18 protein-coding genes are annotated in these 24,017 nt (G+C 75.7%); 6 read left to right on the forward strand and 12 right to left on the reverse strand.

Annotated features, from left to right (window positions below):
• The first annotated feature begins 48 nt into the window (after positions 1–48).
• Positions 49–2,310: a molybdopterin-dependent oxidoreductase gene (locus tag AB0B41_RS27355; protein WP_358208249.1), complete on the forward strand. Its 2,262-nt coding sequence runs from the start codon at positions 49–51 to the stop codon at positions 2,308–2,310.
• A 97-nt stretch (positions 2,311–2,407) separates the two neighbouring features.
• Here the strand turns inward: AB0B41_RS27355 and AB0B41_RS27360 are convergent, their stop codons facing one another.
• Positions 2,408–3,121, reverse strand: coding sequence for a DUF4383 domain-containing protein (locus AB0B41_RS27360; protein WP_358208251.1), 714 nt, complete (start codon positions 3,119–3,121; stop codon positions 2,408–2,410).
• Between the two features lie 121 nt (positions 3,122–3,242).
• The gene (locus AB0B41_RS27365; protein ID WP_358208253.1) at positions 3,243–3,500 is read right to left on the reverse strand and encodes a Rho termination factor; all 258 of its coding nucleotides are present in this window, start codon (positions 3,498–3,500) and stop codon (positions 3,243–3,245) included.
• Between the two features lie 153 nt (positions 3,501–3,653).
• On the opposite strand from AB0B41_RS27365, the gene AB0B41_RS27370 reads away from it, so the two are divergent.
• Together AB0B41_RS27370 and AB0B41_RS27375 are read left to right on the forward strand one after the other, a co-directional pair.
• Positions 3,654–3,980, forward strand: a complete 327-nt coding sequence (locus AB0B41_RS27370) for a hypothetical protein (protein WP_358208255.1) — start codon at positions 3,654–3,656, stop codon at positions 3,978–3,980.
• Positions 3,981–3,983: 3 nt separating this feature from the next.
• Positions 3,984–4,319 carry a hypothetical protein gene (locus AB0B41_RS27375; protein ID WP_358208257.1) on the forward strand — a complete coding sequence of 112 codons (336 nt, stop codon included), beginning with the start codon at positions 3,984–3,986 and terminating at the stop codon, positions 4,317–4,319.
• 45 nt (positions 4,320–4,364) lie between these two features.
• Here AB0B41_RS27375 and AB0B41_RS27380 read toward each other — a convergent pair whose 3' ends face one another.
• The 9 genes from AB0B41_RS27380 to AB0B41_RS27420 all read right to left on the reverse strand — a co-directional run bounded on the left by AB0B41_RS27380 (position 4,365) and on the right by AB0B41_RS27420 (position 20,159).
• A complete protein-coding gene (locus tag AB0B41_RS27380; RefSeq protein ID WP_358208259.1) occupies positions 4,365–5,834 on the reverse strand; it encodes an MFS transporter in 1,470 nt (489 codons plus the stop codon).
• Between the two features lie 392 nt (positions 5,835–6,226).
• The gene (locus AB0B41_RS27385) at positions 6,227–6,718 is read right to left on the reverse strand and encodes an NUDIX domain-containing protein (RefSeq protein ID WP_358208261.1); all 492 of its coding nucleotides are present in this window, start codon (positions 6,716–6,718) and stop codon (positions 6,227–6,229) included.
• A gap of 52 nt (positions 6,719–6,770) precedes the next feature.
• A complete protein-coding gene (locus tag AB0B41_RS27390; protein ID WP_358208263.1) occupies positions 6,771–7,109 on the reverse strand; it encodes a UBP-type zinc finger domain-containing protein in 339 nt (112 codons plus the stop codon).
• 13 nt (positions 7,110–7,122) lie between these two features.
• Positions 7,123–8,553 carry an ATP-binding protein gene (locus AB0B41_RS27395; protein WP_358208265.1) on the reverse strand — a complete coding sequence of 477 codons (1,431 nt, stop codon included), beginning with the start codon at positions 8,551–8,553 and terminating at the stop codon, positions 7,123–7,125.
• Positions 8,553–10,238, reverse strand: coding sequence for an FAD-dependent oxidoreductase (locus AB0B41_RS27400; RefSeq protein WP_358208267.1), 1,686 nt, complete (start codon positions 10,236–10,238; stop codon positions 8,553–8,555). The genes AB0B41_RS27395 and AB0B41_RS27400 overlap by 1 nt, the downstream gene beginning before the upstream one ends.
• A 90-nt stretch (positions 10,239–10,328) precedes the next feature.
• On the reverse strand, positions 10,329–12,281 hold the full coding sequence (gene recD / locus AB0B41_RS27405) for an exodeoxyribonuclease V subunit alpha (RefSeq protein WP_358208269.1): 1,953 nt from the start codon (positions 12,279–12,281) through the stop codon (positions 10,329–10,331).
• Complete coding sequence (locus AB0B41_RS27410) at positions 12,278–16,189, reverse strand: UvrD-helicase domain-containing protein (RefSeq protein ID WP_358208271.1); 3,912 nt, start codon at positions 16,187–16,189, stop codon at positions 12,278–12,280. The genes recD and AB0B41_RS27410 overlap by 4 nt, the downstream gene beginning before the upstream one ends.
• Positions 16,186–19,518 (reverse strand): exodeoxyribonuclease V subunit gamma, encoded by a 3,333-nt coding sequence (gene recC / locus AB0B41_RS27415; protein ID WP_358208273.1) that lies wholly within the window; start codon positions 19,516–19,518, stop codon positions 16,186–16,188. The genes AB0B41_RS27410 and recC overlap by 4 nt, the downstream gene beginning before the upstream one ends.
• A gap of 167 nt (positions 19,519–19,685) precedes the next feature.
• A complete protein-coding gene (locus tag AB0B41_RS27420) occupies positions 19,686–20,159 on the reverse strand; it encodes a DUF6319 family protein (protein ID WP_358208275.1) in 474 nt (157 codons plus the stop codon).
• 127 nt (positions 20,160–20,286) lie between these two features.
• On the opposite strand from AB0B41_RS27420, the gene AB0B41_RS27425 reads away from it, so the two are divergent.
• The 3 genes from AB0B41_RS27425 to AB0B41_RS27435 are packed head-to-tail and all read left to right on the forward strand — an operon-like array spanning position 20,287 to position 22,564.
• Entirely contained in the window at positions 20,287–20,829 is a 543-nt protein-coding gene (locus tag AB0B41_RS27425; protein ID WP_358208277.1) for a MarR family transcriptional regulator, read from the forward strand.
• Positions 20,826–22,112: an MFS transporter gene (locus tag AB0B41_RS27430; protein ID WP_358208279.1), complete on the forward strand. Its 1,287-nt coding sequence runs from the start codon at positions 20,826–20,828 to the stop codon at positions 22,110–22,112. The genes AB0B41_RS27425 and AB0B41_RS27430 overlap by 4 nt, the downstream gene beginning before the upstream one ends.
• Positions 22,109–22,564, forward strand: a complete 456-nt coding sequence (locus tag AB0B41_RS27435) for a universal stress protein (protein ID WP_358208281.1) — start codon at positions 22,109–22,111, stop codon at positions 22,562–22,564. Before AB0B41_RS27430 ends, AB0B41_RS27435 begins: the two co-directional genes overlap by 4 nt.
• Positions 22,565–22,574: 10 nt before the next feature.
• Here the strand turns inward: AB0B41_RS27435 and AB0B41_RS27440 are convergent.
• Positions 22,575–24,017, reverse strand: a 1,443-nt coding sequence (locus AB0B41_RS27440) for an alpha/beta fold hydrolase (RefSeq protein ID WP_358208283.1), incomplete at its 5' end; no start/stop codon positions are given.

Consider the following 24,017-nt stretch of genomic DNA (forward strand, 5'->3'; position numbering starts at 1 on the left):
GACCCTATCGGCGGCGGTCGGCCGCGGCGCGTGCCGCATGATGAGGAAATGACGGCGGTCCCGCACAGCGCGCACTGGGGAGTGTTCCGGGCCGAGTGGCGGGAGGGTGAGCTGCAGGTCCGCCCGCACGAGGCCGACCCGAACCCGTCGCCGGTGCTGCAGAACATCCCGGCCGCGGTACGCAACCCCGTCCGGGTGGCCCGCCCCTCGGTCCGGCGCGGCTGGTGGGAGCAGGGGCCGGGGCCCACCGACGGGCGCGGGCGCGAGGAGTTCCTGGAGGTCGGCTGGGACGAGGTGCTCGACCGGCTCGCCGGCGAGTTCCGTCGCGTGTACGCCGGGCACGGCCCGACCGCGGTCTACGGCGGCTCCTACGGCTGGGCCAGCGCCGGCCGCTTCCACCACGCCCAGGGCCAGATCCACCGGTTCCTGGGCCTGGCCGGCGGCTACACGCAGTCCGTCAACACCTACTCCGGCGGGGCGGCGGAGGTCCTGCTCCCGCACGTGCTGGGCCCCTTCGACGCGGTGACCCGCTCGGTGGTGACCTGGGACCAGATCGCCGCACACACCGACACCGTGCTGGCCTTCGGCGGGATGGCGCTGAAGAACTCGACCGTGGCGGCGGGCGGGGTGAGCCGGCACGTCGAGCGCGACGCGATGCGCGCGGCGCACCGCCGGGGTGCCCGGTTCGTACTGGTCAGCCCGCTGCGGCAGGACCTTCCGGAGGAGGTCGACGCCCGCTGGCTCGCCCCGGAGCCCGGCACCGACGCCGCGCTGATGACCGGCCTCGCGCACACCCTGCTCGCCGAGGACCTGCACGACCGGGAGTTCCTCACCACGCGCTGCGCGGGATGGCCCGAGTACGAGCGCTCCCTGCGCGGGCGTGACGCCGAGTGGGCGGCCGGGATCTGCGGAGTCGACGCCGGGGAGATCCGGGCCCTGGCCCGCCGGCTCGCCGCCGGGCGCACGCTGATCACCGTCTCGCAGTCCCTGCAGCGCGCCGAGCACGGCGAGCAGCCGGTGTGGGCGGGGCTCGCGCTCGCCGCGATGCTCGGCCAGATCGGACTGCCGGGCGGCGGGTTCGTCTACGGGCTCGGGTCGCTGGGGCACTACGGCCGGCCGCGCAACGCGGTCCCGGTCCCGACGCTCTCGCGGCGGCCGAACCCGGTGCGCAGCTACATCCCCGTCGCGCGCGTGGCGGACATGCTGCTGCACCCCGGCGAGCAGTACTCGTACAACGGCGAGGACCGGACCTACCCCGACGTCCGGCTGGTGTACTGGTGCGGCGGCAACCCGTTCCACCACCACCAGGACCTCGCGCGGCTGCGCCGGGCGTTGGGCCGGGTGGACACCTTCGTCGTCCACGAGTCCGTGTGGACGGCCACGGCCCGGCACGCCGACGTCGTCCTGCCGGCCACGACCACGCTCGAACGCGAGGACATCGGGGCGCACGGCACGGACCCGCTGGTCGTCGCCATGAAGCAGGTCGCCGAGCCCTACGGCGAGGCCCGCGACGACCACGCGATCCTCGCCGCGCTGGCCGATCGGCTCGGGTTCGGCGAGCGCTTCACGGAGGGCCGGACCACCCGCGAGTGGCTGGCCCACCTGTGGGGGCGGACCGAGAAGGCGTTGGCGGACAAGGGGTTCCCTGCCCCCACCTTCGACGAGTTCTGGGCGGCGGGGGAGCACGAGCTCCCGCCCGGGGCGGACGACGGCGGCCTGCTCACCGCCTTCCGCGCCGGTACCGGCCGGCTGCCGACCGAGTCCGGGCGGATCCAGCTCGCGTCGGAGCGGATCGCGTCGTTCGGCTACGACGACTGCCCGGGCCACCCGGCCTGGCTCCCGCCGACCGAGCCGCCGACCCCGGAGCAGCCGCTCTGGCTCGTGGCCAACCAGCCGTCCACCCGGCTGCACAGCCAGCTCGACTTCGGCGCCACCAGCGTGGCGGGGAAGGTCGGCGGGCGGGAGGTCGTGCGGATCCACCCCGCCGACGCCGCGCCGCGCGGGATCTCCGACGGCGACGTCGTCCGGCTGGTCAACGCCCGCGGCGCCTGCCTGGCGGCCGCGCGCGTCACGGACGAGGTGCGGGCCGGCGTGGTGCAGCTGCCGACCGGGGCCTGGTACACGCCCGCGTCGGCCGACGACCCGACCTGCGTGCACGGCAACCCGAACGTGCTGACCCGGGACGTCGGGACCTCACGGCTGGCGCAGGCCTGCACCGGGCAGCTCACCACGGTGCAGGTGGAGCGGTACGCAGGGGAGCCGCCGCAGGTGCGGGCGCACCGCCGGCCGTCGATCGTGCCGCGCGCCTGACGGTCTTTCCCCGCCCGCCGCCGGGGCTCTCGTCCGGCGGCGGGCGGGCGTCCGGCGTCGTCGGGGTACCGCTGGGCCGCGACGGCGCCGGGAATCCTCAGGAGGGAGTGGGGCCGCCCGCGTGTCGCTGCTGCCACGCGTGGATGCGGTCCTCGGGCCGGCGCACGCCGGCCAGCGCGCGCACCTCGGCCACCACCTCGGGCCGGGCACGGTGCTCGGCGACCGCCCGCTCCGCCTCGGCCAGCTCGCGGGCCGCGGCGGCCTCGCCCGCACTCCCGTCCAGGTCGATGCCGCCGAGCTCGGGGCTCAGCTGCGGGTCCTCGAACGTGCCGACCGAGTGCTCGCGCGAGTAGGGGCTGTCGGCGCGGAGCCGGCCGGTGAACCGGCCCCAGGACCCGACCGTCAGCAGGATGCCGCCGACGACCAGGCTGAAGATCACGTTGGGCATGCGGAACGCGAGCAGGTTGAGGTCCGAGTTCAGGACCAGCACGTTCACGATGCCGGAGAGCAGGAACAGCGCGCCGACCACGACCTGCACGGTCGACGACAGGCGCCCGCCGCGGATGCCGGCGCCGATCAGGATCGCGCCGAACACCACGGAGATCGTGGAGAGCAGGCCGTTGGACGACAGGCCGAGCACCGGCTGGCCCTGGGTGGAGAAGAAGTCCAGGCGCTGCACGAAGCCCAGCACCGCGAACACCCACAGGCCGAGCCCGATCACCACCGATCCCGTCCGGTGCAGGTGGTCGAGACGGCGTGCGGCGCGCTCCTCCGCGGCGCGCGTCCCGCGGGATGTGTCGGTGCTGCTCACGGTGCTCCTCCTCGTGGTGGAGACGAACGCGCCCGCCCTGGGTCGAAACGCGCCGAACGTTGTTCACGTCCAGGATGGTGCGATCCGCCGGAGGGCGCCACCCGAGCGGCCCCGAGGTGGGTCAGTGGTCGCGCAGGGCCTTGACCAGCTCGTCCTTCGACATGTCCGACCGGCCCTCGATGCCGACCTTCTTGGCGCGCTCGTAGAGCTCGTCCTTCGTCATGTCGTCGTAGGAGCCGGACTTGCCGCCGCGGGCCGAGACCTTCTTCTTGCCCTCGGCCGCGGAGGCGTTCGCGATCCGGGCGGCCTTCTCCTTGCTCTCGCCGCGGTCGCGCAGCTCCTCGTACATCTTCTCGTTCTTGATGCTCGAGTTCGGCATGTCGGCGGTGGTACCCCGGCTCGCTCCGTGCTACGCGCATCCGTCGGAGGAGAAGCCCGGCGGTCGTCGGGAGTCGGTGAGCGGAGGTGGCGCGAAAACACCGTTTGAGCAGGCGTGACCGGGGTACCCGTGGCGATTCGGGGGAGGTGCGCCATGGGCCTGCTGCGGGGGGTCACCGGTCTGGTGTCCGGTCTGCTCGGGGCCGTCACCGGCCTGCTGTCCGCCGTGGTGCGCGCGGTGCTGGCGCTCGTGCTGGGTCTGCTCGGGACGGTGCTGCTGCTCGTCGGGGTCCTGTTGTGCGCGACCGTCCTGCTGCTCCCGCTGGGGATCCCGGTCGTCGTCCTGGGGCTGTCCTGCTACAGCCGGGCGGCGAAGCTCATGGTGCCCGGCAGCACCCGCGTCGAGGGTCTCGTCCGCCGGGCCGAGGACTCGGTCCGCGGCGGCGGTTCCCGGCTGCGACGCCGCCTGCATCTGGGGTGAGCGATGGTGATCCGCGCGCTGCGGGCCGTGGCCGGGGTGCTGCTGCTGGTGCTGGCGTCGCTGCTGATGGTCGTCGGGCTGGTGTTGTGCCTGACGGTGGTCCTGCTCCCCGTCGGTGTCGCCCTCGGCTTCCTCGCGGTGAAGCTGGGCAAGGCCGGTGTCCGGCTCGTGCTGCCGCGGAAGGTCGACGTGCAGCGGCGCCTGGAGGGGAGTGTGCGGATCCCCGAGATCCGCGCGGCCGTCCGTCGGCTCGCCCGGTCGTCGCGCCGACCCCGCAAACGGGTGCGCAAGCGGGTCCGCAAGGTGCGTCGGCGGCTGGGAAGGCGCCTCTCCTCCTGAGTGCGGAGGGCCGCCGTCGCGGCGGCCCTCCGCACCCGGACCGGTTCAGGAGGCGAGCAGCTCCAGGCCCGGGTAGGGGCGGATGCGGGCGCCGGGGGCGCGGGTCGGCGGCGTGGTCGTGGTCGCCGGGGTGAGGGCGGGCAGGTCCGCGGCGGCCCGGTGGACGATCGCCTTCCCGCGCAGCATCGCCGGCCGGGCGGTCACCGCGACTCGGGAGCCGGCGGTCCGGACGATGCGCAACGGCTGGGTGCGCGCGACGACGGTCGCCGTGCGGGCCGCGAGGATCCCCAGTCCGGCGGGGTCGACGGGCCGCGCCGTGGCCTGTGCGACCCGGCCGAGGGCCGCCCGCACCGGACGGGCCGGGAGGGGCAGGCGGCTCGGGAGCCGGAGGCGCGGCCCGTCCTTGGCGACGCCGAGCGCCAGGCCGGCCGCGACCACGGCCAGCAGGGGCACCGACGCCAGTGCCGCCGGGAGCCCGGCGTGCTCGGCGAGGAAGCCGATGGCGGGTGGCCCGCCGAGCAGCCCGCTGTAGCCGACGGTCGACGCGAGGGCCACGCCGCGCGAACCCGAGTGCGCCCCGGCGCGGGCGATCGTGACCGGGAAGAGGTTCGCCAGGCCCAGCCCGACCAGCACGAACCCGGCCAGCGCAAGCTCGGGCGACGACGTCACCAGCGCGGCGGTCATCCCGGCCGCGGCGAGCAGCGCACCACCGCCGAGCAGCCGGGTCTCGCCGAGCCGGCGCAGCAGCACGCCGCCGGTGAGCCGCCCACAGGCCATCGCGAGCGAGAAGCAGGAGTAGCCGGCGGCGGCCAGGGCCGGCGTGGCGCCGAGGGTCTCGCGCAGGTGCAGGGCACCCCAGTCGGTGACCGCGCCCTCGCCGAAGGCGGTGCAGCCGGCGATCAGGCCGAGCAGCACGACGAGGGCCCGGCCGCGGCGGGGCGGGCCCGGCTCGGGCGGACGGTCCGTGTCCGGCCCGCGGCCCTCGCCGTCGTGCAGCCCGGCCAGCGTCGACCGGGTCGCCGCGACGAGCACGAGACCGACGACGCCGACGACAGCGAGGTGCGGCAGCACCGGCCCGATCGTGGAGGCAACCCCACCGGCGGCGGCGCCGGCGAGCCCGCCGAGGCTGAACGCGGCGTGCAGCGCGGGCAGCAGCGCGCGCCCGGGCCGCCGCGACTCGACGGCGACTCCCGCGCTGTTGATGGCGACGTTGACCATGCCGGTGAGCGCGCCGAACAGCAGCAGGACGGCGGAGAGCTGCGGGATCGACGTCGCGAGCCCGGGCAGCGGGACCACCAGCGCGGCGCCCGCGGAGCCGGCGAGGGCGACCCGGCCGGCGCCGAAGCGGCCGGCGAGCACACCGGTGAGCTGCATGCTGGCCAGGGCGCCGAGCGACACGCAGAGCAGCGCGACGCCCAGTGTGGCGTGGGTGGCGCCGACCTGGGCTGTGACGTCCGGGATCCGGGCGGCCCAGCTGCCGAACACCGCGCCGTCGAACGCGAAGAGCGCGGTCACGGCGGTACGCAGCCGGCTGAAGGAGGCCGGGGCGCGGTCGACGCGGTCGCCCGTGCGGGGGGACGGATGGAGATCACGGAGGCGTACGGGCGCACGCCGGCGCGACCCGACGGGGGAGACGGGCATGAAGGTGGGTCCTCGGGCGGGCCACGCGCTCCGGCGGCGCTCGGGTTGCCGGCTCGGAGGGGCCCACCGTGACGGTCGCGACGCTCGGGGAGGGCGCGCGCGACGGGGCGGTCGGGGTTCGGCGCACGACCGCGTGCGTCGACGTTCCACGGTGGCAGAACCCGGGTCGTGATCGCCAATCTTCCGCAGGTGAGACGACTCACGATCGATTCAGACGAAGGGTAGGCGGACGAGCGGGGTGGGGGTCCCCGGGGTTCGGGCGGGGATCAGGCCGGGGCCAGGAGGGTCTCGAGCCGGTCGAGGAAGGGGAGCTGGCCCTTCACGAGCTTGACCCGCGCGGTCGCGAGGTCGAACCAGGCGGCGCGGTCGATCTCCGGGAACCGCAGCCGGCGGCCGGAGTTGCGCGGCCACTCGATCTCGATCCACGAGCCGTCGTCCGGCCGTTCGGCCACGGCGGCGACCTGCGCGTCGGGCACGTCTCCGCTCAGCGCGAAGCCCAGGACCGTCTTGCGCCGCCCGGACTGGACGACGAAGCCCAGCTCGTGCAGCTCCCCGTCCGGCGGCGGGAACCCCAGCTCCTCGGCGAACTCGCGGCGCGCGGCGGCGACCGGCTCCTCGCCCGCGTCGAGCTCGCCCTTCGGGATGGACCAGGCGGCGGCGTCCTTACGGGACCAGAACGGCCCGCCCATGTGTCCGAGGAGCACCTCGACGATCCCGGCGCGGTCGCGGTGGAGCAGGATCCCGGCACTCGTCAGCACGGCGCGATTCTCCGCCCTGCCGGCGCGCCGCCGCCCGCCGGCCTCACGCTTCTCAGTGGATCTTCGACCGCCAGTCGGCGGGCACCCGGCCGGCCGGACCCGGGACGGGCTGGGCCTCCGGCCGCGCCGACGGCGGGGCCAGCGAGGGGCCGGACAGCGCGACCTCGCGGTCGTAGTCCCAGAACCAGTCCTCGCCCGGCTCGAAGCTCTGCACCACCGCGTGCCCGGTGGAGCGGAAGTGCGCGGTCGCGTGCTGCTCGGGGGAGGTGTCGCAGCAGCCGACGTGCCCGCACGTCGCGCAGCGGCGCAGGTGCACCCACCAGCCACCGGCGGCCTCGCACTCCGCACACCCGGTGCCCGAGGGCGGCACCGACGGGTCGATCGTCGTCACGGTTCCTCCACTGTCACGATTCGTCGATCAGCGCGTCGAAGGGCAGCAGGACCTGGAAGCGGGTGTTCCCCGGCTCGGAGAGGACCCGCAGGTCGCCGTGGTGCCGGTTGACCACGATCCGCCACGAGATGTCCAGGCCGAGCCCGGTGCCCTCGCCGACGGCCTTCGTGGTGAAGAACGGCTCGAAGATCCGCGACCGGATCTCGGCCGGGATCCCGGGCCCCGTGTCGCCGATCTCGACGAGCAGCCGGTCGCCCTCCCGCGCGGTGCGCACGGTCAGGGTGCCGTGCCCGTCCATCGCCTGCACGGCGTTGTCGATCAGGTTCGTCCACACCTGGTTCAGCTCGGCCGCGTAGACGGAGATCTTCGGCAGGCTGCGGTCGAAGTCCTTGACCAGCTGCACGCCGTTCCCGAACTTGCCGTGCAGCATGACGATCGTGGACTTGAGCAGCTCGTGCACGTCCACGGTCTGGTAGGGCGCCCGGTCCATCTGCGAGTACTGCTTGGCCGCACCGACCAGCGTCGAGACCCGGGTCGTCGAGTCCGCGATCTCGTTCATCAGCAGCTCGGTCTCGACGGTGTAGTTCAGCCAGCGGACCGCGCTCTCCAGTATCGGCGCGGGCACGCTCGCCTTGACCTGCTGGAGCCAGTCGACGTCGATCCCCGCGGCCACGAAGTTCGGCGCGATGTCCCAGCCGCCCTCGATGCCCTGGTCGGAGATCCACTCGCCGACCTCGTCCTCGGCGTCGCCGGCCTCGAGGGGGCCGAGCTCGGGGGCCTTCCCGACGCGGTCGGCGGCGTCCTCCTGCAGGCGCATGAGGGTCTCGAGGTCGGCCCGTTCGTAGGGGCCGGCCGCGATCAGCCCGAGCTTGTGCCGCATCCCGGCGACGCGCTCGCGCAGGGTGGACGTGGCGCGCACCGCTGCGGCGGCCGGGTTGTTCAGCTCGTGGGTGAGGCCGGCCGACAGCGAGCCGAGGGCGAGCAGCCGTTCGCGCTGGCTGACGGCCTGCTGCGTGTTCTGGATGCCGAAGAACAGGCCCTCGAGCAGGTGCAGCGCCATCGGGAACCACTCGCGCATGAGCGTGGAGAGCTTCTCGGCGTCGAGCACGTAGAACCGCGAGCGCACCGTGACCCGCAGCGAGTTGTTGTAGACCTGCGGCACCCGGTCGCCGAGGTAGGCGTGCCAGGCGCCGGCGTACACCCCGGGCTGGGAGGTGCGCTCCACCTCGACGTCCTCCTCGCCCGAGCGCCGGGCGAGCACCACCGTGCCCTCGATCAGCACGTAGAAGCACGTGGCCGGATCGCCCTCGCGGTAGACCTGGCCCGGCTCGAACGTCTCGATCTGGCCCTGCCGGCACAGCGCGTCGAGCTGGTCGGGCTGCAGCTTCTCGAACAGGAAGAGCCGGCGCAGTTCCTCCGGGTCGCAGGCGATCGGTGCGCTCATCAGGGCCTCTCCAGGTAGCGGTGGACGAGCGACACGGCCATCGCCCCGTCGCCCACGGCCGACGCGACCCGCTTCACGGACTCCGCACGTGCGTCGCCGGCGACGAAGACCCCCGGGAGGCTCGTCTCCAGGTGCAACGGATCCCGGTCCTCGGTCCATCCCGTGGGCCGCCTGCCCTCGACGACGAGGTCGGGGCCCGCCAGGACGAACCCGCCGGCGTCGCGCTCGACGAGCCCGCCGAGCCAGTCCGTGCGCGGCGTGGCGCCGATGAAGACGAAGAGGTAGCCGGCGTCGACCGTCTCGGTCTCGCCGGTGTTGCGGTCCCGCAGGGTGAGCTTCTCCAGGTGCTCCCCGCCGGTGGCCTCGACGACCTCGGTGCAGGTCCGGACGGTGATCTCCGGGATCCCCTCGATCTGCTCGATCAGGTACTGCGACATCGACGCCTGCAGGCCCGGTCCGCGGACCAGCATCGTGACGCTGCGGGCGTGCCGGGAGAAGTAGACCGCGGCCTGACCTGCGGAGTTGGCGCCGCCGACGATGTAGACGTCGGCGCCGGCGCAGCCCGCCGCCTCCGTGAGCGCGGAGCCGTAGAACACGCCGCGGCCGGCCAGGTCGGCCAGGCCCGGCGCGTCGAGCTCCCGGTAGCTGACCCCGGTGGCGAGCACGACCGCGTGCGCGTGGATGGCGCTGCCGTCGGCGAACCGGACCGTGCGAGCCGGCCCGTTGGCCTCGAGTGCGACGACCTCGCGTGCGGTCAGCAGCTCCGCCCCGAGCCGGACGGCCTGCCGCCGGGCACGGTCGGTGAGCTGGGCGCCGGAGACGCCGTCGGGGAAGCCCAGGTAGTTCTCGATCCGCGAGCTCTGCCCGGCCTGGCCGCCGGTCGCCGTGCGCTCGACCAGGACCGTCCGCAGGCCCTCCGACGCGCCGTACACGCTGGCGCCGAGCCCGGCCGGGCCGCCGCCGATCACGATGAGGTCGTAGAAGTCCGTGGCGGGGACGGTCGCCAGCCCGACGCGCTCGGCCAGCTGGACCTCGTCCGGCGCGACCAGGCACTCCCCGGCCGGGGAGATCACCACGGGCAGGTGCGAGTCGTCGACGCCCGCCGCCTGCAGCAGCCGCGCGGCCTCGGGCTGGTCGACGGGGTACCAGCGGTAGGGGACCTGGTTGCGGGCGAGGAAGTCCCGGACCTCGTGGGAGCGGGCGGACCAGCGGTGGCCGATCACGCGCGTCTCGCAGACCTCCTTGCGGGGAGCGGCCCGCCAGGCGTCGATCATGGCGTCGACGACGGGGTAGAGCTTCTCCTCCGGGGGGTCCCAGGGCTTGAGCAGGTAGTGGTCGAGGTCGACGACGTTGATCGCGGTGATGGCGGCGTCGGTGTCGGCGTAGGCGGTCAGCAGGACCCGCCGGGCCGCGGGGTACAGGTCCATGGCCTGCTCGAGGAACTCCAGCCCGTTCATCCCGGGCATGCGGAAGTCGGCGAGCAGGACGGCGACGTCGTTACCGCGCAGCGCCATCTCCTTGAGCGCGTCCAGGGCCTGCTGCCCGGACTCGGCGCGCACGACGCGGAACGTCTCGCCGTACCGGCGCCGCAGGTCGCGGGCCACGGCGCGGGAGACGCTGGGATCGTCGTCGACGGTGACGAGGGCGGGCTTGGCGGGGACGAGCGAGGAGGCAGCCTCCGGCATGGCACCCATCCTGCCCTGCCCGGCGCCGCGGGGTCACCGGCATTCGTCCGCAGAGCCCGCGTGTTCGCCCTGGGCTGTACGGGTGGGCGGTCAGCCCATGCGTTCCCGCAGGCCACTGGCCCGGCTGACGGGGCGGGCGACGGCGGCGCGGACAGCCTCCTCGCTGCCGACGATCCGGACGGCGGTGCGGGCGCGGGTCACCGCCGTGTACAGCAGTTCCCGGGTGAGCAGCGGGGAGTCCGGGGGCGGCAGCACCACGGTGACCCGGGCGAACTGGCTGCCCTGGCTGCGGTGGACGGTCATCGCGTGCACCGTCTGCACCCCGCCGAGCCGGGCGGGCGCGAACGACTGGGGCGCATTCGGCCGGCCGAACACCGCCCGCAGCGCACCGCCCTGGCGCACGACCACGCCGGTGTCGCCGTTGTAGAGGCCGAGGTCGTAGTCGTTGGCCGTGACGAGCAGCGGCCGGCCCGGGTACCAGGGCCCGGGCTGGCCGGGCGCCACCTCGTCGAACCCCGGCAGCGCCTGCGCGAGCCAGCGTTCGACCTCCAGGCCCCAGCGCGTGACGCCGTAGGGGCCGCGGCGGTGGGCGCAGAGCAGGCGGTGGCGTTCGAGGGCGTCGAGCGCCTCGCCGGTGCGGCCGGCGACCGCCGCGGAGATCAGCGCGCCGGACGCGTCGACGACGTCCGCCCGCAGCCCGTCCAAGCCCGCCGGCTCCCGCACCTCCAGGTCGCTCTCCACGAACTCCAGGTCGGGGCGGCCCTCGCGGAGCAGGGCGACCGCGTCGTCGGCCCGGCCCGCCTGGACCGCGCCGGCAAACTCGGCGATGCCGCCGTCGAAACGCCAGGTGTGCCGCAGCGTGACCACGCCGTGGACCACCGGCGGGTCCGCCGCGGCGAGCGCGCCGACCTCGCGCAGCCGGTCCTCGAGCGCCGGTTCGGGCTGCCCGCCCGCCCGGGCGAGGTCGCCGAGTACCGCGCCCGCCTCGACGGACGCGAGCTGGTCCGGGTCGCCGACCAGCACGAGCCGGGCGTCGGGCCGGACCGCCTCGAGCAGCCGGGCCATGAGGGTGAGGGAGACCATCGAGGTCTCGTCGACGACCACGACGTCGTGCGGGAGGCGGTTGGCCCGGTCGTGCCGGAAGCGGCTCGACGAGCCGGGACGCCGCCCGAGCAGCCGGTGGATCGTCGACGCCGCCGGGGACCCGACGCGCGCCCGGTCCTCCTCGGGAAGCTCCGCCGTGTGCTGGGCGACCGCCTCGCCGAGCCGCGCGGCCGCCTTGCCGGTCGGAGCGACGAGCGCAACCCGCAGCGGCGACGGCGACTCGGCCTCGTGCAGGTCGTGGAGCAGCGCGATCAGGCGGGCGACGGTGGTGGTCTTGCCGGTGCCCGGGCCGCCCGCGAGCACGGTGACCTGGCGCAGGGCGGCGACCGCCGCGGCGAGCCGCTGCAGGTCCGTGCCCTGTGGCGCGTCGGCTCCTGCCGGGGTGTCGAACAGGCGGGCGAGGGCGTTGCGGAGCCGGTCGGGGTCGACCTCGGGCTGCCCGGTGGCGGCGCGGTCCCGCAGCTCCCGGCGGACCAGCTCCTCCTCGGCCCAGTAGCGATCGAGGTAGAGCAGGCCCCGCCCGCCTGCGACCGGGATCATCCGCAGCGGGCGCCCGGACACCGCGTCGGCCCCGCTCGCGACCAGCGGGCTCTGCTCGACGGCCGCGCGCCAGGCCCCCGGCTCGGGCCACGACAGGGCCGAGACGTCGACCGACTCCTCGCCCTCGCCCAGGACGGTGTGGGCGACCTCGGCGAGGTCGACGCAGACCGAGCCGTTGCGGATGGCGCGGACGGTGAGGGCGACGGCGAGCAGCACCTCCTCGGGCTCCCCGCGAGGGTCGCCGCCGAGCCGTCCGAGCCGGGTCGCGACGTGCACGTCGGCGGCCGAGAGCACCCCGGCCACGTTGAACTCACCCAGCAGGCCCGCGGCGGTGCGGGCGGTGCGGAGGTCGTAGGGATCGCGCTCCGGGGGCGCGAGCGCGGTCCGGGCGATGCTCACCGGTCGCCTCCGAGGTCACCGAGGTCGAACAGCCCGGGCTCGTCGGGCTCCACGTGCGCTGCCTTCCGCGGCCGTGTGGTCCGCTCGCGCGGATGCGGCGCCTCCGTGGGCTCGGGCAGGTCGAGCGGCAACTCCACCCGCTCCTCGTCGCCACCCACGATCACTGTTCGGGACGCGTTGCCGCCGCTCTCGGCCGGAAGCGGTCCGGGCTGGTGATCGTGGGCAGGAGGTGCGGCGGGGCCGGAGTCGGTCCCGGGAGTGATCGCCGTGTCAGACCGTTCCACGCCATCCGCACCATCCGCCCCATCTGCGGCCGGCAGCGAGCCTGGGCGGTGATCCTGGACGGAAGGTGTGGCGGGGCTGGGGGCGGCGTCGGGGGTGATCGCCGGTTCGGACGTTTTGGCGCCACCAGCGGCCCGAAGCGGTCCTGGACGGTGATCTTGGGCGGGAGGTGTGGTGGGGCCCGAGTCAGCGGAGGTGATCGGCATGTCAGACCCTTCTGTGCCACCCGCGGCCGCCGGCGGTCCGGGCTGGTGATCACGGGTGGAGCGGGCGTCGAGGACGTCCGAGAGCTCGGCGATCAGGGCGGGGGGTGGTTGCCAGCCGAAGACCCCGCACGGGGTGCCGTCGACCTGTGGGGTGTCGGGGCCGCACATTCCGCGGAGGAAGAGGTAGAGCGTGCCGCCCAGGTGCCGCTCGGGGGAGTAGCCCGCCAGCCGCCAGCGCAGGAAGCGGTGCAGCGCGACCGAGTACAGCAGCGCCTGCAGCGGGTAGTGCGCGGCCTGCATCGCGGCGGCGAGGACCGGCGGGGCGTAGTGCGCGGCGGTCAGCGGCTCGCGGCCGCCCGGGCCGGAGGGGCCGAGCCAGTTCGTCTTGTAGTCGACGACGAGGAAGCGGCCGTCGACCCGCAGCACGGCATCGATCGACCCGGTCAGGTACCCGCGCAGGGGCTGCGCCGCCAGACCCGGCGCGGCGATCAGGTCCGGGTAGCTCGCGAGCGGGTCGCCGGCGGGCAGGTGCCGGCGCAGCACCGGCGCCAGGTCGCCGAGCGTGACCTGCCCGGAGGGCGTGTCGCCGCCGGCGAGCGGCATCTCGAAGTCCAGCTCCGCCAGCCTGTCGGCCGGCCGGATCTCCCGCAGCGCCCGCCCGCCCGCGAGCGGCCCGAGCGGCGTCTCGACGACGGGCCGCAGCCCCGCCGCGAGCGCCTCGGGGTCGATCTCGGCGGGCTGCCGGGCCAGCTCCTCCGTGATCCGGGCCCGTAGCTCCGCGGCCATGTCGGCCGCGGTGGTGTCGAGGTGCTCGAAGACGGCGTGGACCAGCGTGCCGAACCCGGTGCCCAGCGGCAGGTCGGCCATCGGCGAGGGCAGGTCCGCCCCGAGCTCGGACGTGACGTCGAGCAGTTCGAGCTCGGCCTCGTCGTCCTTGCCCGGCGCCTCGGGCTCCGACCCGACACCCGGCGTGGGCGGCTCCGGCGTCTCCACCGAGGCGTGGTGGCCGTGGGCGTCGGCGGTCAGCGCGCTGTAGGAGGTGCGCCGCCACGCCGCGTCGAGCCGGCGGGCGAACCGGGCCACGCCCAGCTTCGGCGGGTCGCCGTCGCGGTCCGGGGCAGGCGCCGCGGTGCGGTCGGAGAGCGTCTCGACTGTCACCCCCGGCAGTGAGCGCAGGAGCTCCAGCGCCGACGCGTCGGACGGGACCCGGTAGCCGGCCTCGGGCACGGTCCCGGCGGCGGGCCGACCGATCAACAGCCGGTGCAGGGCCGAGCACTCGGTGGTGGTGGTCGGCGCCCACCACGCCACCACCTGGCAGCGCGCCCGGGTGAGCGCGACGTACATCAGCCGCAGGTCCTCGCCGGCCTCCTCCTCGAGGTGCCGCTGCAGCCGCTCGGCGCGGTGCGGCCCGAGGGCCCCGCCGACGTCGAGGACGCGGGCGCCCGTGTCGTCGTGGACGAGCAGGACCTCGGCCTTGTCGTTGACCCACCGGTCCCAGCCGAACGGCACGTAGACCACCGGGAACTCGAGCCCCTTGCTGCGGTGGACCGTGACGATCTGCACGGCATCGGCGTCGGACTCCAGGCGCCGGCTCCGCTCGGTGGTGGTGTCCCGCGCGGCGTCGGCCATGCGATGGCGCAGCCACTCCACCAGCGCGGACGGGCCGAGGTGCCGCTCCAGCGACGCCCCGTGCAGCACCTGCCCGATGTGCCGGACGTCCGTGAGCCGCCGGTCGCCCTCGCGCAGCCCGAGCAGCCGCGCCGGCAGCCGGGTGCGGCTGGTGACCGCCTCCAGCAGCGCCGCGACGCCGCGCTCGGCCAGCACCGCGTGCCAGGCGCGCAGGTCCGTGCCCAGCTCGTCGATCAGCTCCTCGGCCCGCTCGCCGCACAGCTCCTCGACCGTGTGCCCGACGAAGCACGTCAGCGCGGCGGCCCGCAGCCGGGTGGCGCGCTGCGGCTGCTCGACGGCCTCGAGCAGGGTCAGCCACTCGGCCGCGGCCTCGGTGGTGAACACGCTGGTGGTGCCGGTGAGCACCGCGGGGACGCCGGCCGCGGTACACGCGTCCCGCACCTGGACGCCCTGGGCGTTGGTGCGGACCAGGACCGCGACGTCGCCGGCGCGCAGCGGCCGGTCCTCGACGGTGGCGGGGGAGGCGAGCAGGGCGGCGATGTCGGCGGCGACGTCCTCCGCCACCACCTCCCGCGCCTTCTGCGCCCGGCCCAGCCGCCGGCCGGTGAGCGGCTCCAGCCGGTCCCGGTCGACCACCCGCAGCCGGAACGGCTCGTCCGACGGGGCCGAGGCCAGCCGCCGGGCGGTGTGGTGCGCCTCCACCCCCCGGACGACGATCTGGTCCGACCCCAGCGCGACCTCGCCGAACACCCCGTCGAGCGCCTCGAGCAGCGCCTCGTCCGTGCGGTAGTTGGTGCCCAGGGTCCGCAGCTCCCCGGCCTCCTTCGCCGCCTCCAGGTAGGAGACGACGTCCGCCCCGCGGAAGGCGTAGATCGCCTGCTTCGGGTCGCCGATCAGCACGAGCGTGACGTGCCCGTGGAAGGCGCGCTGCAGGATCTCCCACTGCACCGGGTCGGTGTCCTGGAACTCGTCGACCAGCACGACGTCGTACCGGGCCTGCAGCCGCTCGCGGGCCGCGGCGCCCCGCACCGGGTCCCGCAGGGCGCCCGCGAGACGGGTCAGCATGTCGTCGTACGAGAACAGCCGCCGCGCGCGCTTGCGCCGGTCGACCTCTCCGCGGACGGCCTTGGCGAAGTTGTACCGGACGCCGGCGACCGAGCCGGCCGACGCGTCCGCGGGTTCGAGGCGGGCCTGCGGGTCGCCGACCGCCTGTCGGGCGAGCTTGAGCGCCTCGTCCCGGGAGAAGTCCGGCCGGCCGGCGCCGGGGGCGGCGTACTTGCGGACGTAGAAGTCGTCGACCACCTCGGTGACCAGGTCGTCGACGTGCTCGACGAACTCCGCGTCGGGGTCGCTGTCCCCGGCCACCCCGAGCCCGGCCAGCATCTGCTGGCAGAACTGGTGGGTGGTGGCGATCGTGGCCGCGTCGAACTCCGCGAGCGCGGCGCGGAGCCGGGCCCGCCGCTCCGCGACCTCCTCCGGGCTGCCCTGCTGCAGCAGCCGGGTCACCGGGTCCGCCGAGGGCACCCCGGCGGCGAGCCCGCGCTCGGTGGCGCCGAGCCGCTCCCGGACGCGTTCGCGCAGCTCCTGGGTGGCCTCGCGGCCGAAGGTCACCAGCATCAGCCGGGGCAGCGCGGCGATCCCCTCGGCGACGTACCGGGTGGCGAGCGCGGCGATCGTGAAGGTCTTGCCGGTGCCCGCGCTGGCCTCCAGCACGGTGGTGCCGGCGGGCAGCGGGCCGTCGACCTCGAACTGCGGGTGGGCGAGGAGCACCTGTGTCCCGGTGGCAGTCACAGCAACTCCACGTGTTCCGCGTCGAGCAGGGGCCGCCAGATCCGCTCGGCAAGCTCGCCGAACCGGGTCTCCGCGCCGCCGTGCAGCGCCCCCCGCTGCTCCAGCAGCCGCTCGAACTCCGGATCCGCTCCCAGCACCGCGACGATCGCCTCGTCCTCCTTCTCGAACGTCCACTCCTTCGCCGCGGCCAGCTCGGCGTCCCGCGCCGCCGCACCGGCCCGGCGGGCCTTCGCGTAGGCGGCGGTGCAGGGGGTGGAGACCGGCAGCGGCTCGCAGAGCCCCTCGCGGTGCAGCGCCACCAGGTCCGCCAGCGCCGCCCCGGCCTCGTCGGCCCCGAGCGGCCGGATCGTGGCGCGCATGGCCCCGCCACCGCGCCCGCGGCCCAGCGTGACGGCCCGCCACTGCATGTCCGGGCGGGTCACGGTGAGCGCGAGCAGCCGGGCCCAGGCCCGCAGCCGGTGCTTCGGCCCGAGCCGCGAGTACTCGACCGTGACCAGCGTGGACCCGTACAGCCCGGCGACCGTGCCGACGACCCGCAGCCCACCCAGGTCCGCCGCCACGTCCCGCGACACCGGCTCCCCGGTCCGCAGCTGCGCGCTTGCCTCGACCAGCGGCTCGACGGCACTGTTCACCTTCTCCAGCACGGCTCCGCCGAGGCTGCCGGGCGGGAGCTCGCCGCGCCGCCACTCCGCCTGCACGCACTGCTCGGCCGGTGCCCCCGCGAGCCGGTCCCGCAGCATCCGGTTCCCGACCGCCCACTCGTCCAGCCCGCCGAGGCTGACGGGCAGCGCGTCGGCCGGCTCCTCGTCCTCGGAGCGCGGCACCATGCCGACCCGCTGCCGCAGGAACGCCTTCATCGGGTGCTCGAGGAAGCGCACCAGGTCGTCGAGCTCCACGGTGTCGCCGGACTCCGCCGGCGCGAGCGGCGCGGCGAGGAACGGGGGGACGGGGCGGCGCTCGCCCAGCAGCGCCCGGGCACCGGCGAGGGCGTTGCGGTCGAAGCTGAACGGCGTGGTCCCCGCGACGAGCTCGGGGGTGAAGTTCCGCGGGTCGAAGGGCTGCAGCGGGTGCCGGACCGTGATCGCCTCGCTCGCCCGCCGGCCCTCGACCCGCACGGTCGCGTCGACCGCGTCGAGCAGCTCGCCGAGCGGGACCGCGGGCGGCCGCTCCGCCCCGGTCCGCTCGTTCATGCCCGAGTGCACCACGACCAGGTGCTCGGTGGCGGCCGTGATCGCGTCGAGCAGGAGCTGGCGGTCCTCGCTGCGCGGGTCCCGCTCGCCGACGCGCGGGTCGCGGGCCAGCACGTCGTCCCCGTCGGGGGCGCCGGTGCGGGGGAACACCCCGTCGTCCACCCCGAGCAGGCAGACGACCCGGTGCGGCACGGACCGCATCGGCACCAGCGTGGCGACGGTCAGCGTGCCGGTGCGGAAGTTCGCCCGGCTCGGGCGCCCGCGCAGCCGGTCGGCCAGCAGGCCCCGCACGTCCGACAGCGTGAGCGGGACGGTGCCGCCCTGCGGGCCGGCGGAGCGCACCACCTCGGCGAGCTCGGCCCGCGCCTGCGCGTCCTGCCAGGCCTCGGACGCGGTGGTGGCGGTCAGGGCGGAGAGCCCGTCGAGCAGCGCCGCGATCCAGGCGGTGAGCGGCTGCGGTCCGGCGAGCGCCGCGAGGATGGTGTGCAGCCGGTCGAGGAGCTCGGCGAGCGAGCCGACGAGGTCGACGTCCGAGGAGTCGACGTCGTCGAGCGGGAGGGCGGTGCCCAGCCAGCCCTGCTCGCCGGGCCGCTCGGCCATCGCGACCCCGAGCAGCATCCGGTCCAGCCCCGCCGCCCAGGTGTTCTGCGGGAACCCGTCCAGCCTGAACGGGCGGCGGTGCTCGCCGTCGAGCCCCCAGCGCACCCCGGCCCGGACGACCAGCTCGCCGATCCGGTCCAGCGCGTCGTCGTCGAGGCGGAAACGGCGGCGCACCGGCGCGGAGCCGACCAGGTCGAGCACCTGCGAGGCGGCGACCCGGGAGTCGGCCAGCTCGAGCAGCGCCGACACCGTGCCCAGCAGGGGATTGGCCTGGCGGAGCGCCCGGTCGGCGAGCCGGACGCGCAGCCGGTGCCCGGGATGGGTGTTCTCGGGGTCGGCGCCCGCCGCGCCCGCGTCCGGCAGGGCCGCGGCCAGCCCGAACGACGCCGAGATCAGCGGCGCGAACGCCTCGATGTCCGGGCACATGACGATGACGTCCCGCGGCTCGAGGGTCTCGTCCGCCGCGAGCAGGCCGAGGACGATCTCCCGCAGCACCTCCACCTGCCGGTCCGGCCCGTGGCAGGCGTGCACCTGCACGCTGCGGTCCGCGGGATCGAGCAGCGGCAGCTCGTCGGCGGCCGGCCGGTCCTCGCGCAGCCCCTCCTGCAGGCGGCCGAGCAGCGTGGCCGGTGCCGGGCCCGCCGGGTGGTGCACGTCCTCGACCCCGGCGGGCAGCCGCAGCTGCAGCTCGCGCACGTCCCGCCCCAGGGACCGGAGCAGCGGGTTGACCACCTCGCCGGCCGAGCGGTCCTCCCGGCGCGGGACGGCGGCGCCCTGCGCCGGCGACAGCTTCTCCCACAGCGCGGGGGAGGGGTGCGGCAGCCAGAGGTGGACCTCGCGGTGCTCGGCCAGCGCGGACAGCACGGCGAGGTGCTCGGCGGCCAGCCGGGTGGGACCGAACACCGACAGCCGGCCCGGCAGCTCGACCAGCCCCGGGTCGGCACGCAGCGCGCGCTCGGCCTGCTCCAGCCGCTCCGCCGGGCCGGGGACGTCGATCCGGGCGCGCAGCCGCCGCCACAGTTCCACCTGCCAGCGCAGGTCCTCCGGCACGCCCTCCGGCGAGCCCGCCCACCAGGCGCGCAGCATGTCCGGCCGGTGGACGGCGTAGCCGGCGAAGAGGTCGGCGAGGCGGCGGGCGACGGCGTAGGTCCGGCTGCCGCCGCTCTGCGAGAGGTGTGCGGCCAGCGCCGCGAAGGTGTCGCCCGGCGCCTCGACGGCCGCGACGACCTCCTCCAGCAGCGGCCACACCGCCCGCGCGGGGTGCCACGGGTCGGTCTCCGGGTCGGTCCCGGTGGCGGCGTCGACCGCCTCGGCGAGGACCTGCCCGGGCGCCGGGAAGAGGACGTTGGCGCACACCCCGTCCGCCCCGGAGGCGGTGCCCAGGCGGTGCGCGAGGCGCTGCCCGAGCCACCGCTCGACGCCGCGCTCGGGCACCGCGACGATCTCGGGCACGAACGGATCGGCCGCCGGCCCGCCGATCACCTCGGCGAGCGCGTCGGCCAGCCGGTCGGCCCGCTCGGCCCGGTGCACCACCCACACGTGGGCCAAGTTAGCGACGCCCACCGACGGTTCCGGCGAGCCCCCCGCGGCGTGTCCACAGGCCCGGCGCCGACCGGTCGGCGGGCGTCGGCGAGAGACGGGGCGCAGCGCAGCACCGGACCGGCGCAGGACCGGCGCGGGAACCGGCGCAGCACCGGCGCCGCGGATCACTCGAGCTCGGCGAGTGCCTTCTTGGCCTGCTCCAACTGGGCCTCGAGCTCGGCGACCTTGGCCTCGCGGGTGGCCCGTGCCTCGCCGATGACCTCCTCGATCGGTCCGGAGATCTCCGCATGCAGTTCGGCCGCGGCCTTCTGCACCGCGCCCGCCGACACCGGCAGCGCCCGGGCGAGCCATGTGGTGCCGCGCTTGAGCTCGGCCTGCCACTCGCCGTCGGCCGTGCCGCTCACGGTGAGGGTCAGCTCGACCACCCGGGTCGTGCGGGCCGTCGAGCCCTTGGGCCGGCCCCGCTTGCGCTTCTCCGGCTCGGCCCCGGCGGCCACCGTCGCCTCGGCGGGGGCGGCGCCCCCCTCGGGTGCCGCGGCGGTGGCGGCGGTGGCGGGGGCGGTGTCCGGTGTAGAACCCCCGGTGGGGGCGGTGTCGGTCGAGGCGGTCGTCGAGGTGCTCTCGGTCTCGGCGGTCACGTGCTCCCTCTCCTCACGGGCGGAACGTCCAAGGGTGACCGTAGAACAGGTGTTCGACGGGTCCGGGAGCAGGGTGTGAGCCACGGTGCATCGACCACTTATATAGTTGCGTGATGTAATGGTGCACGTGACTCCCACGGCATCCGTGCGCCCACCGCGCGACGACGCGCAGGTGGCCGAGCTCGCCCAGGTCCTCGAACGCACCGCGAGCTGGCTGCGCCGCACCCTGCGGGCCGAGGAGTGGAACACCGTCGCCCTCGCCGTGCTCGACGACCTCGACCGGCACGGGCCCCGCCGGGTCACCGAGCTGGCCGCCCAGGAGCGGACCTCGCAGCCCGGGATGACCGGCATCGTCGGGCGGCTGGAGGCCGCCGGGATGGTCGAGCGCGCCCCCGACCCGTCGGACGGCCGCGCCACGCTCGTCTCGGCCACCGCCGCGGGCCGCGCCTACATCGCGGGCCGGCACGCCCGGCGCACGGAGTTCCTCGCCGAGCGGATCACCACCCTGTCGGCCGACGACCGGCGTGCACTGCTCGGCGCGACGCACGCCCTGGCCGCCCTGGCCGACACCCCGTACCCGACGACCCCGACCGGCCCCACCGTGCCGGGCGGCGAGGCCGCCGGCACCCCGACCACCCGCGAGACCCGTACCGAGGGGGAGCCGTCGTGAGTTCTCACGGCACGTCCGCAAGTCCGTTCCGGCAACCGAAGGCCGTCTGGGCCGTCGCCTTCGCCTGTGTCATCTCGTTCATGGGCATCGGCCTCGTCGACCCGATCCTGCCCGCGCTCGCGACGCAGCTGCACGCCAGCCACACGCAGGTGGAGCTGCTCTTCACCAGCTACCTCGTGGTCACCGCGGTGGCCATGCTCGTCACCGGCTGGGTGTCCAGCCGGATCGGCGCCAAGCGCACCCTGGTCATCGGGCTGGCGCTGATCGTCGTGTTCGCCGCGGCGGCCGCGCTGGCCGGCGGCATCGGCGGGATCGTCGGCTTCCGCGCCGGCTGGGGCCTCGGCAACGCCCTGTTCATCGCCACCAGCCTCGCCGTGATCGTCGGCTCGGCCAGCGGTGGGTTCGCCGGGGCGATCGTGCTCTACGAGACCGCGCTGGGCGTCGGCATCGCGTCCGGGCCGCTGCTGGGCGGCCTGCTCGGCACCATCTCCTGGCGCGGCCCGTTCTTCGGCGTCTCCGCGCTGATGCTGATCGCGCTGGTCGCGACCGTCGTGTTCGTGGACAAGACCCCGAGGCCCGCCGAGCCGTCGAGGCTCTCCGAGCCGCTGACCGCGCTGCGGCACCGGAGCCTGCGCACCACGAGCCTGGTCGGCCTGCTCTACAACTGGGGCTTCTTCACCCTGCTCGGCTACGCGCCGTTCCTCATGAACCTCTCCGCGCTGCGGCTGGGCGCCGTGTTCTTCGCGTGGGGCGTGCTCGTCGCGCTCTTCGCGGTGTTCGGCGCCACCTGGCTCAAGGACCGCTTCGGCACCGCCCGGACGCTCTACGGGAGCCTGGTCTGCGTCGCCGTGATCCTCGCGGTGATCGGCACCTTCTCCGGCTCGGTGCCCACCGTGATCGTCGCGGTGATCCTCTCGGGCGCCTTCGTGGGCCTGAACAACACGCTGGTCACGACCGCGGTCATGAGCATCTCGCCGGTGCCGCGCAACGTCGCCAGCGCCACCTACGGCTTCGTCCGGTTCATCGGCGGCGGGCTCGCCCCGTTCGTCGCGGGGCTGCTGGCGGAGGGCCTGAACGTGCACGTCCCCTTCTGGATCGCCGCCGTCGTCGTCCTCGCCGGGGCGCTGCTGCTGAGCACGGTGCACCGCGCGCTCGAAGAGGCCGACGAGGACGCCGCCGCCGAGGACGCGGCCGCCGAGGAGGCCGTCACCCGGGTGCCCGCGGTCGAGGAGGAGGCGATCCTCGCCGAGCAGGCGCTGGAGCACGAGAGCGGCCGGCGGTGAGCAGCGGCTTCGAGTACGGCTGTGACGGCCCGCGGGCCGTCGTGGTCGGCGTCGACGGGTCGGAGACGGGCTGGCGGGCGCTGCACTACGCCGTCGGGCAGGCCCGCCGGCAGGGCGGCCGGGTCGTGGCGGTGTACGCCGACCGGATCCCGTCCGTCGCCTTCGCCACGGCGGTGCCCCTCGCCGCCGCGGCCGTCACCGACCCGCAGGACGACACGCTGCTGCAGGAGCTGCGCTCCGGGGTCGAGGAGCTCGGGCCGCAGTACGGCGTCGAGGTGGCGTTCGAGGTCGTCGTCGGCGACCCGGTGCTGGCGCTGACCCAGGTCGCCGAGCGCGAGCGGGCCGACGCGATCCTCGTCGGGGCCAGCGTGCAGGCCGGGCACAAGCTCTTCGGCTCGGTGGCCGTGCGCGTGGTGCGGGCCGGGCGCTGGCCCGTGACCGTGGTCCCCTAGTAGGACCCGGTCAGCTCTCGATGTAGGTCCCCGGGGCCGGGTGGATCGGGTGCAGCCCACGCCCGCCCAGCTCCGGTGGCGCGTCGACCACGGCGCCCGACCGCTCGCCCAGCCAGGTGACCAGGTCCTCCCACCACGAGCCCTGCTCGACGTGCGAGGCCGCCCGCCACCGCTCGGCGTCGGCCGGGTTGCCCGCCGACACCGCACCCGCGGCGACCCGGTGCGCGTTCGTGCCGTAGCCCACCGCGGCGGCCGTGCTGCCGGGGACGGCCACGAAGCGGCACTTGCCGCCCAGCACCTGCGAGGTCCGGTAGACGGCCTGCCAGCTCCCCACCCGGTCGGCGACGCCGGCGAGCAGGTAGACGTCCCGGTCCACCGCGGAGAGGTCGACCGGACCGCCGAGGACGTGTGCGGCGCCGGGCCGGGTCAGCGCGCCCGAGAGGGCCAGGCCGGCGAGGTCGCGGAACAGGGCGGCGGGCACGTGCAGCGCGTCGAGGTTCCACGCGCGCAGCGGATCGGGCCGGGTGTCGGCCTCGTCGGCGCCGGCGAGGTAGCGGCGCTCCCAGGCCGGCCAGATCAGCGCCTCCGGGCACAGCAGGGCGTGGATCTCGGCGAGCCGGCGCCCGTCGAGCAGGCCCGCCCGGCCGATCGACGTGACGGCGGCGCGCACCTCGGCGTCGTCGACCGGCGCGGCGGAGGGGCCGGTGCGCGAACGCTCGCGGTCGAGCGTCGTGCCGGCGAGGACGAGCGCGGCGACCCGTTCCCGCCGCTCCAGGCGGGCGGTGACGGCCGCGGCCAGCAGCCCGCCGGTGGAGACGCCGAACAGGGTGGTCCGGTCCACCCGGCAGATCCGCTCGCACGCCCCCAGGGCCTCGACGACGGCCTCGGCGTAGGCGTCGAGCCCCAGCCCCGCGTCCTCGGGGCCGGGATCGCGCCAGGACAGCGCGAACACCTGCTGACCGGCCGCGACCAGCCGACGGACCAGGCTGCGGTCCGGGGCGAGGTCGACGAGGTGGAAGCGGTTCACCACGCCCGGCACGACCAGGACCGGCACCTCGGCGACCTGCTCGGTCGTGGGCAGGTAGCGGATCAGCTCGAAGAGCGGCGTGCGCAACACGACGGCGCCGGGCGCGGTCGCGGTCTCGGTGCCGGGCTCGAGCCGGGCGCCGCCCTCGGGCAGCCGCGGCGGGGACGTGAGGTCCGCGGCCAGCGCGCGCACGGCCCGGACGGCGCTCGAACCGCCGGAACGGACGGCGTCGCGCAGCCCGCGCGGGTGCAGCAACGGGTTGGTGCCCGGGGCGAGGAGATCGGCGAGCCGGGCGACGGCGACCCGGAGCCGGTCGGCGTCGTCGGCGTCGGCGGCGAGGTCCTCGACGAGCTCCAGCGCCGACGAGCGGGCGGCCCGGTGCGCCTGGAGCAGCCGGGACAGCAGCGGGTCGTCCGCCCAGGCGGG

It is taken from the genome of Pseudonocardia sp. NPDC049154 (assembly GCF_040648315.1).
Classification (GTDB): Bacteria; Actinomycetota; Actinomycetes; order Mycobacteriales; family Pseudonocardiaceae; genus Pseudonocardia.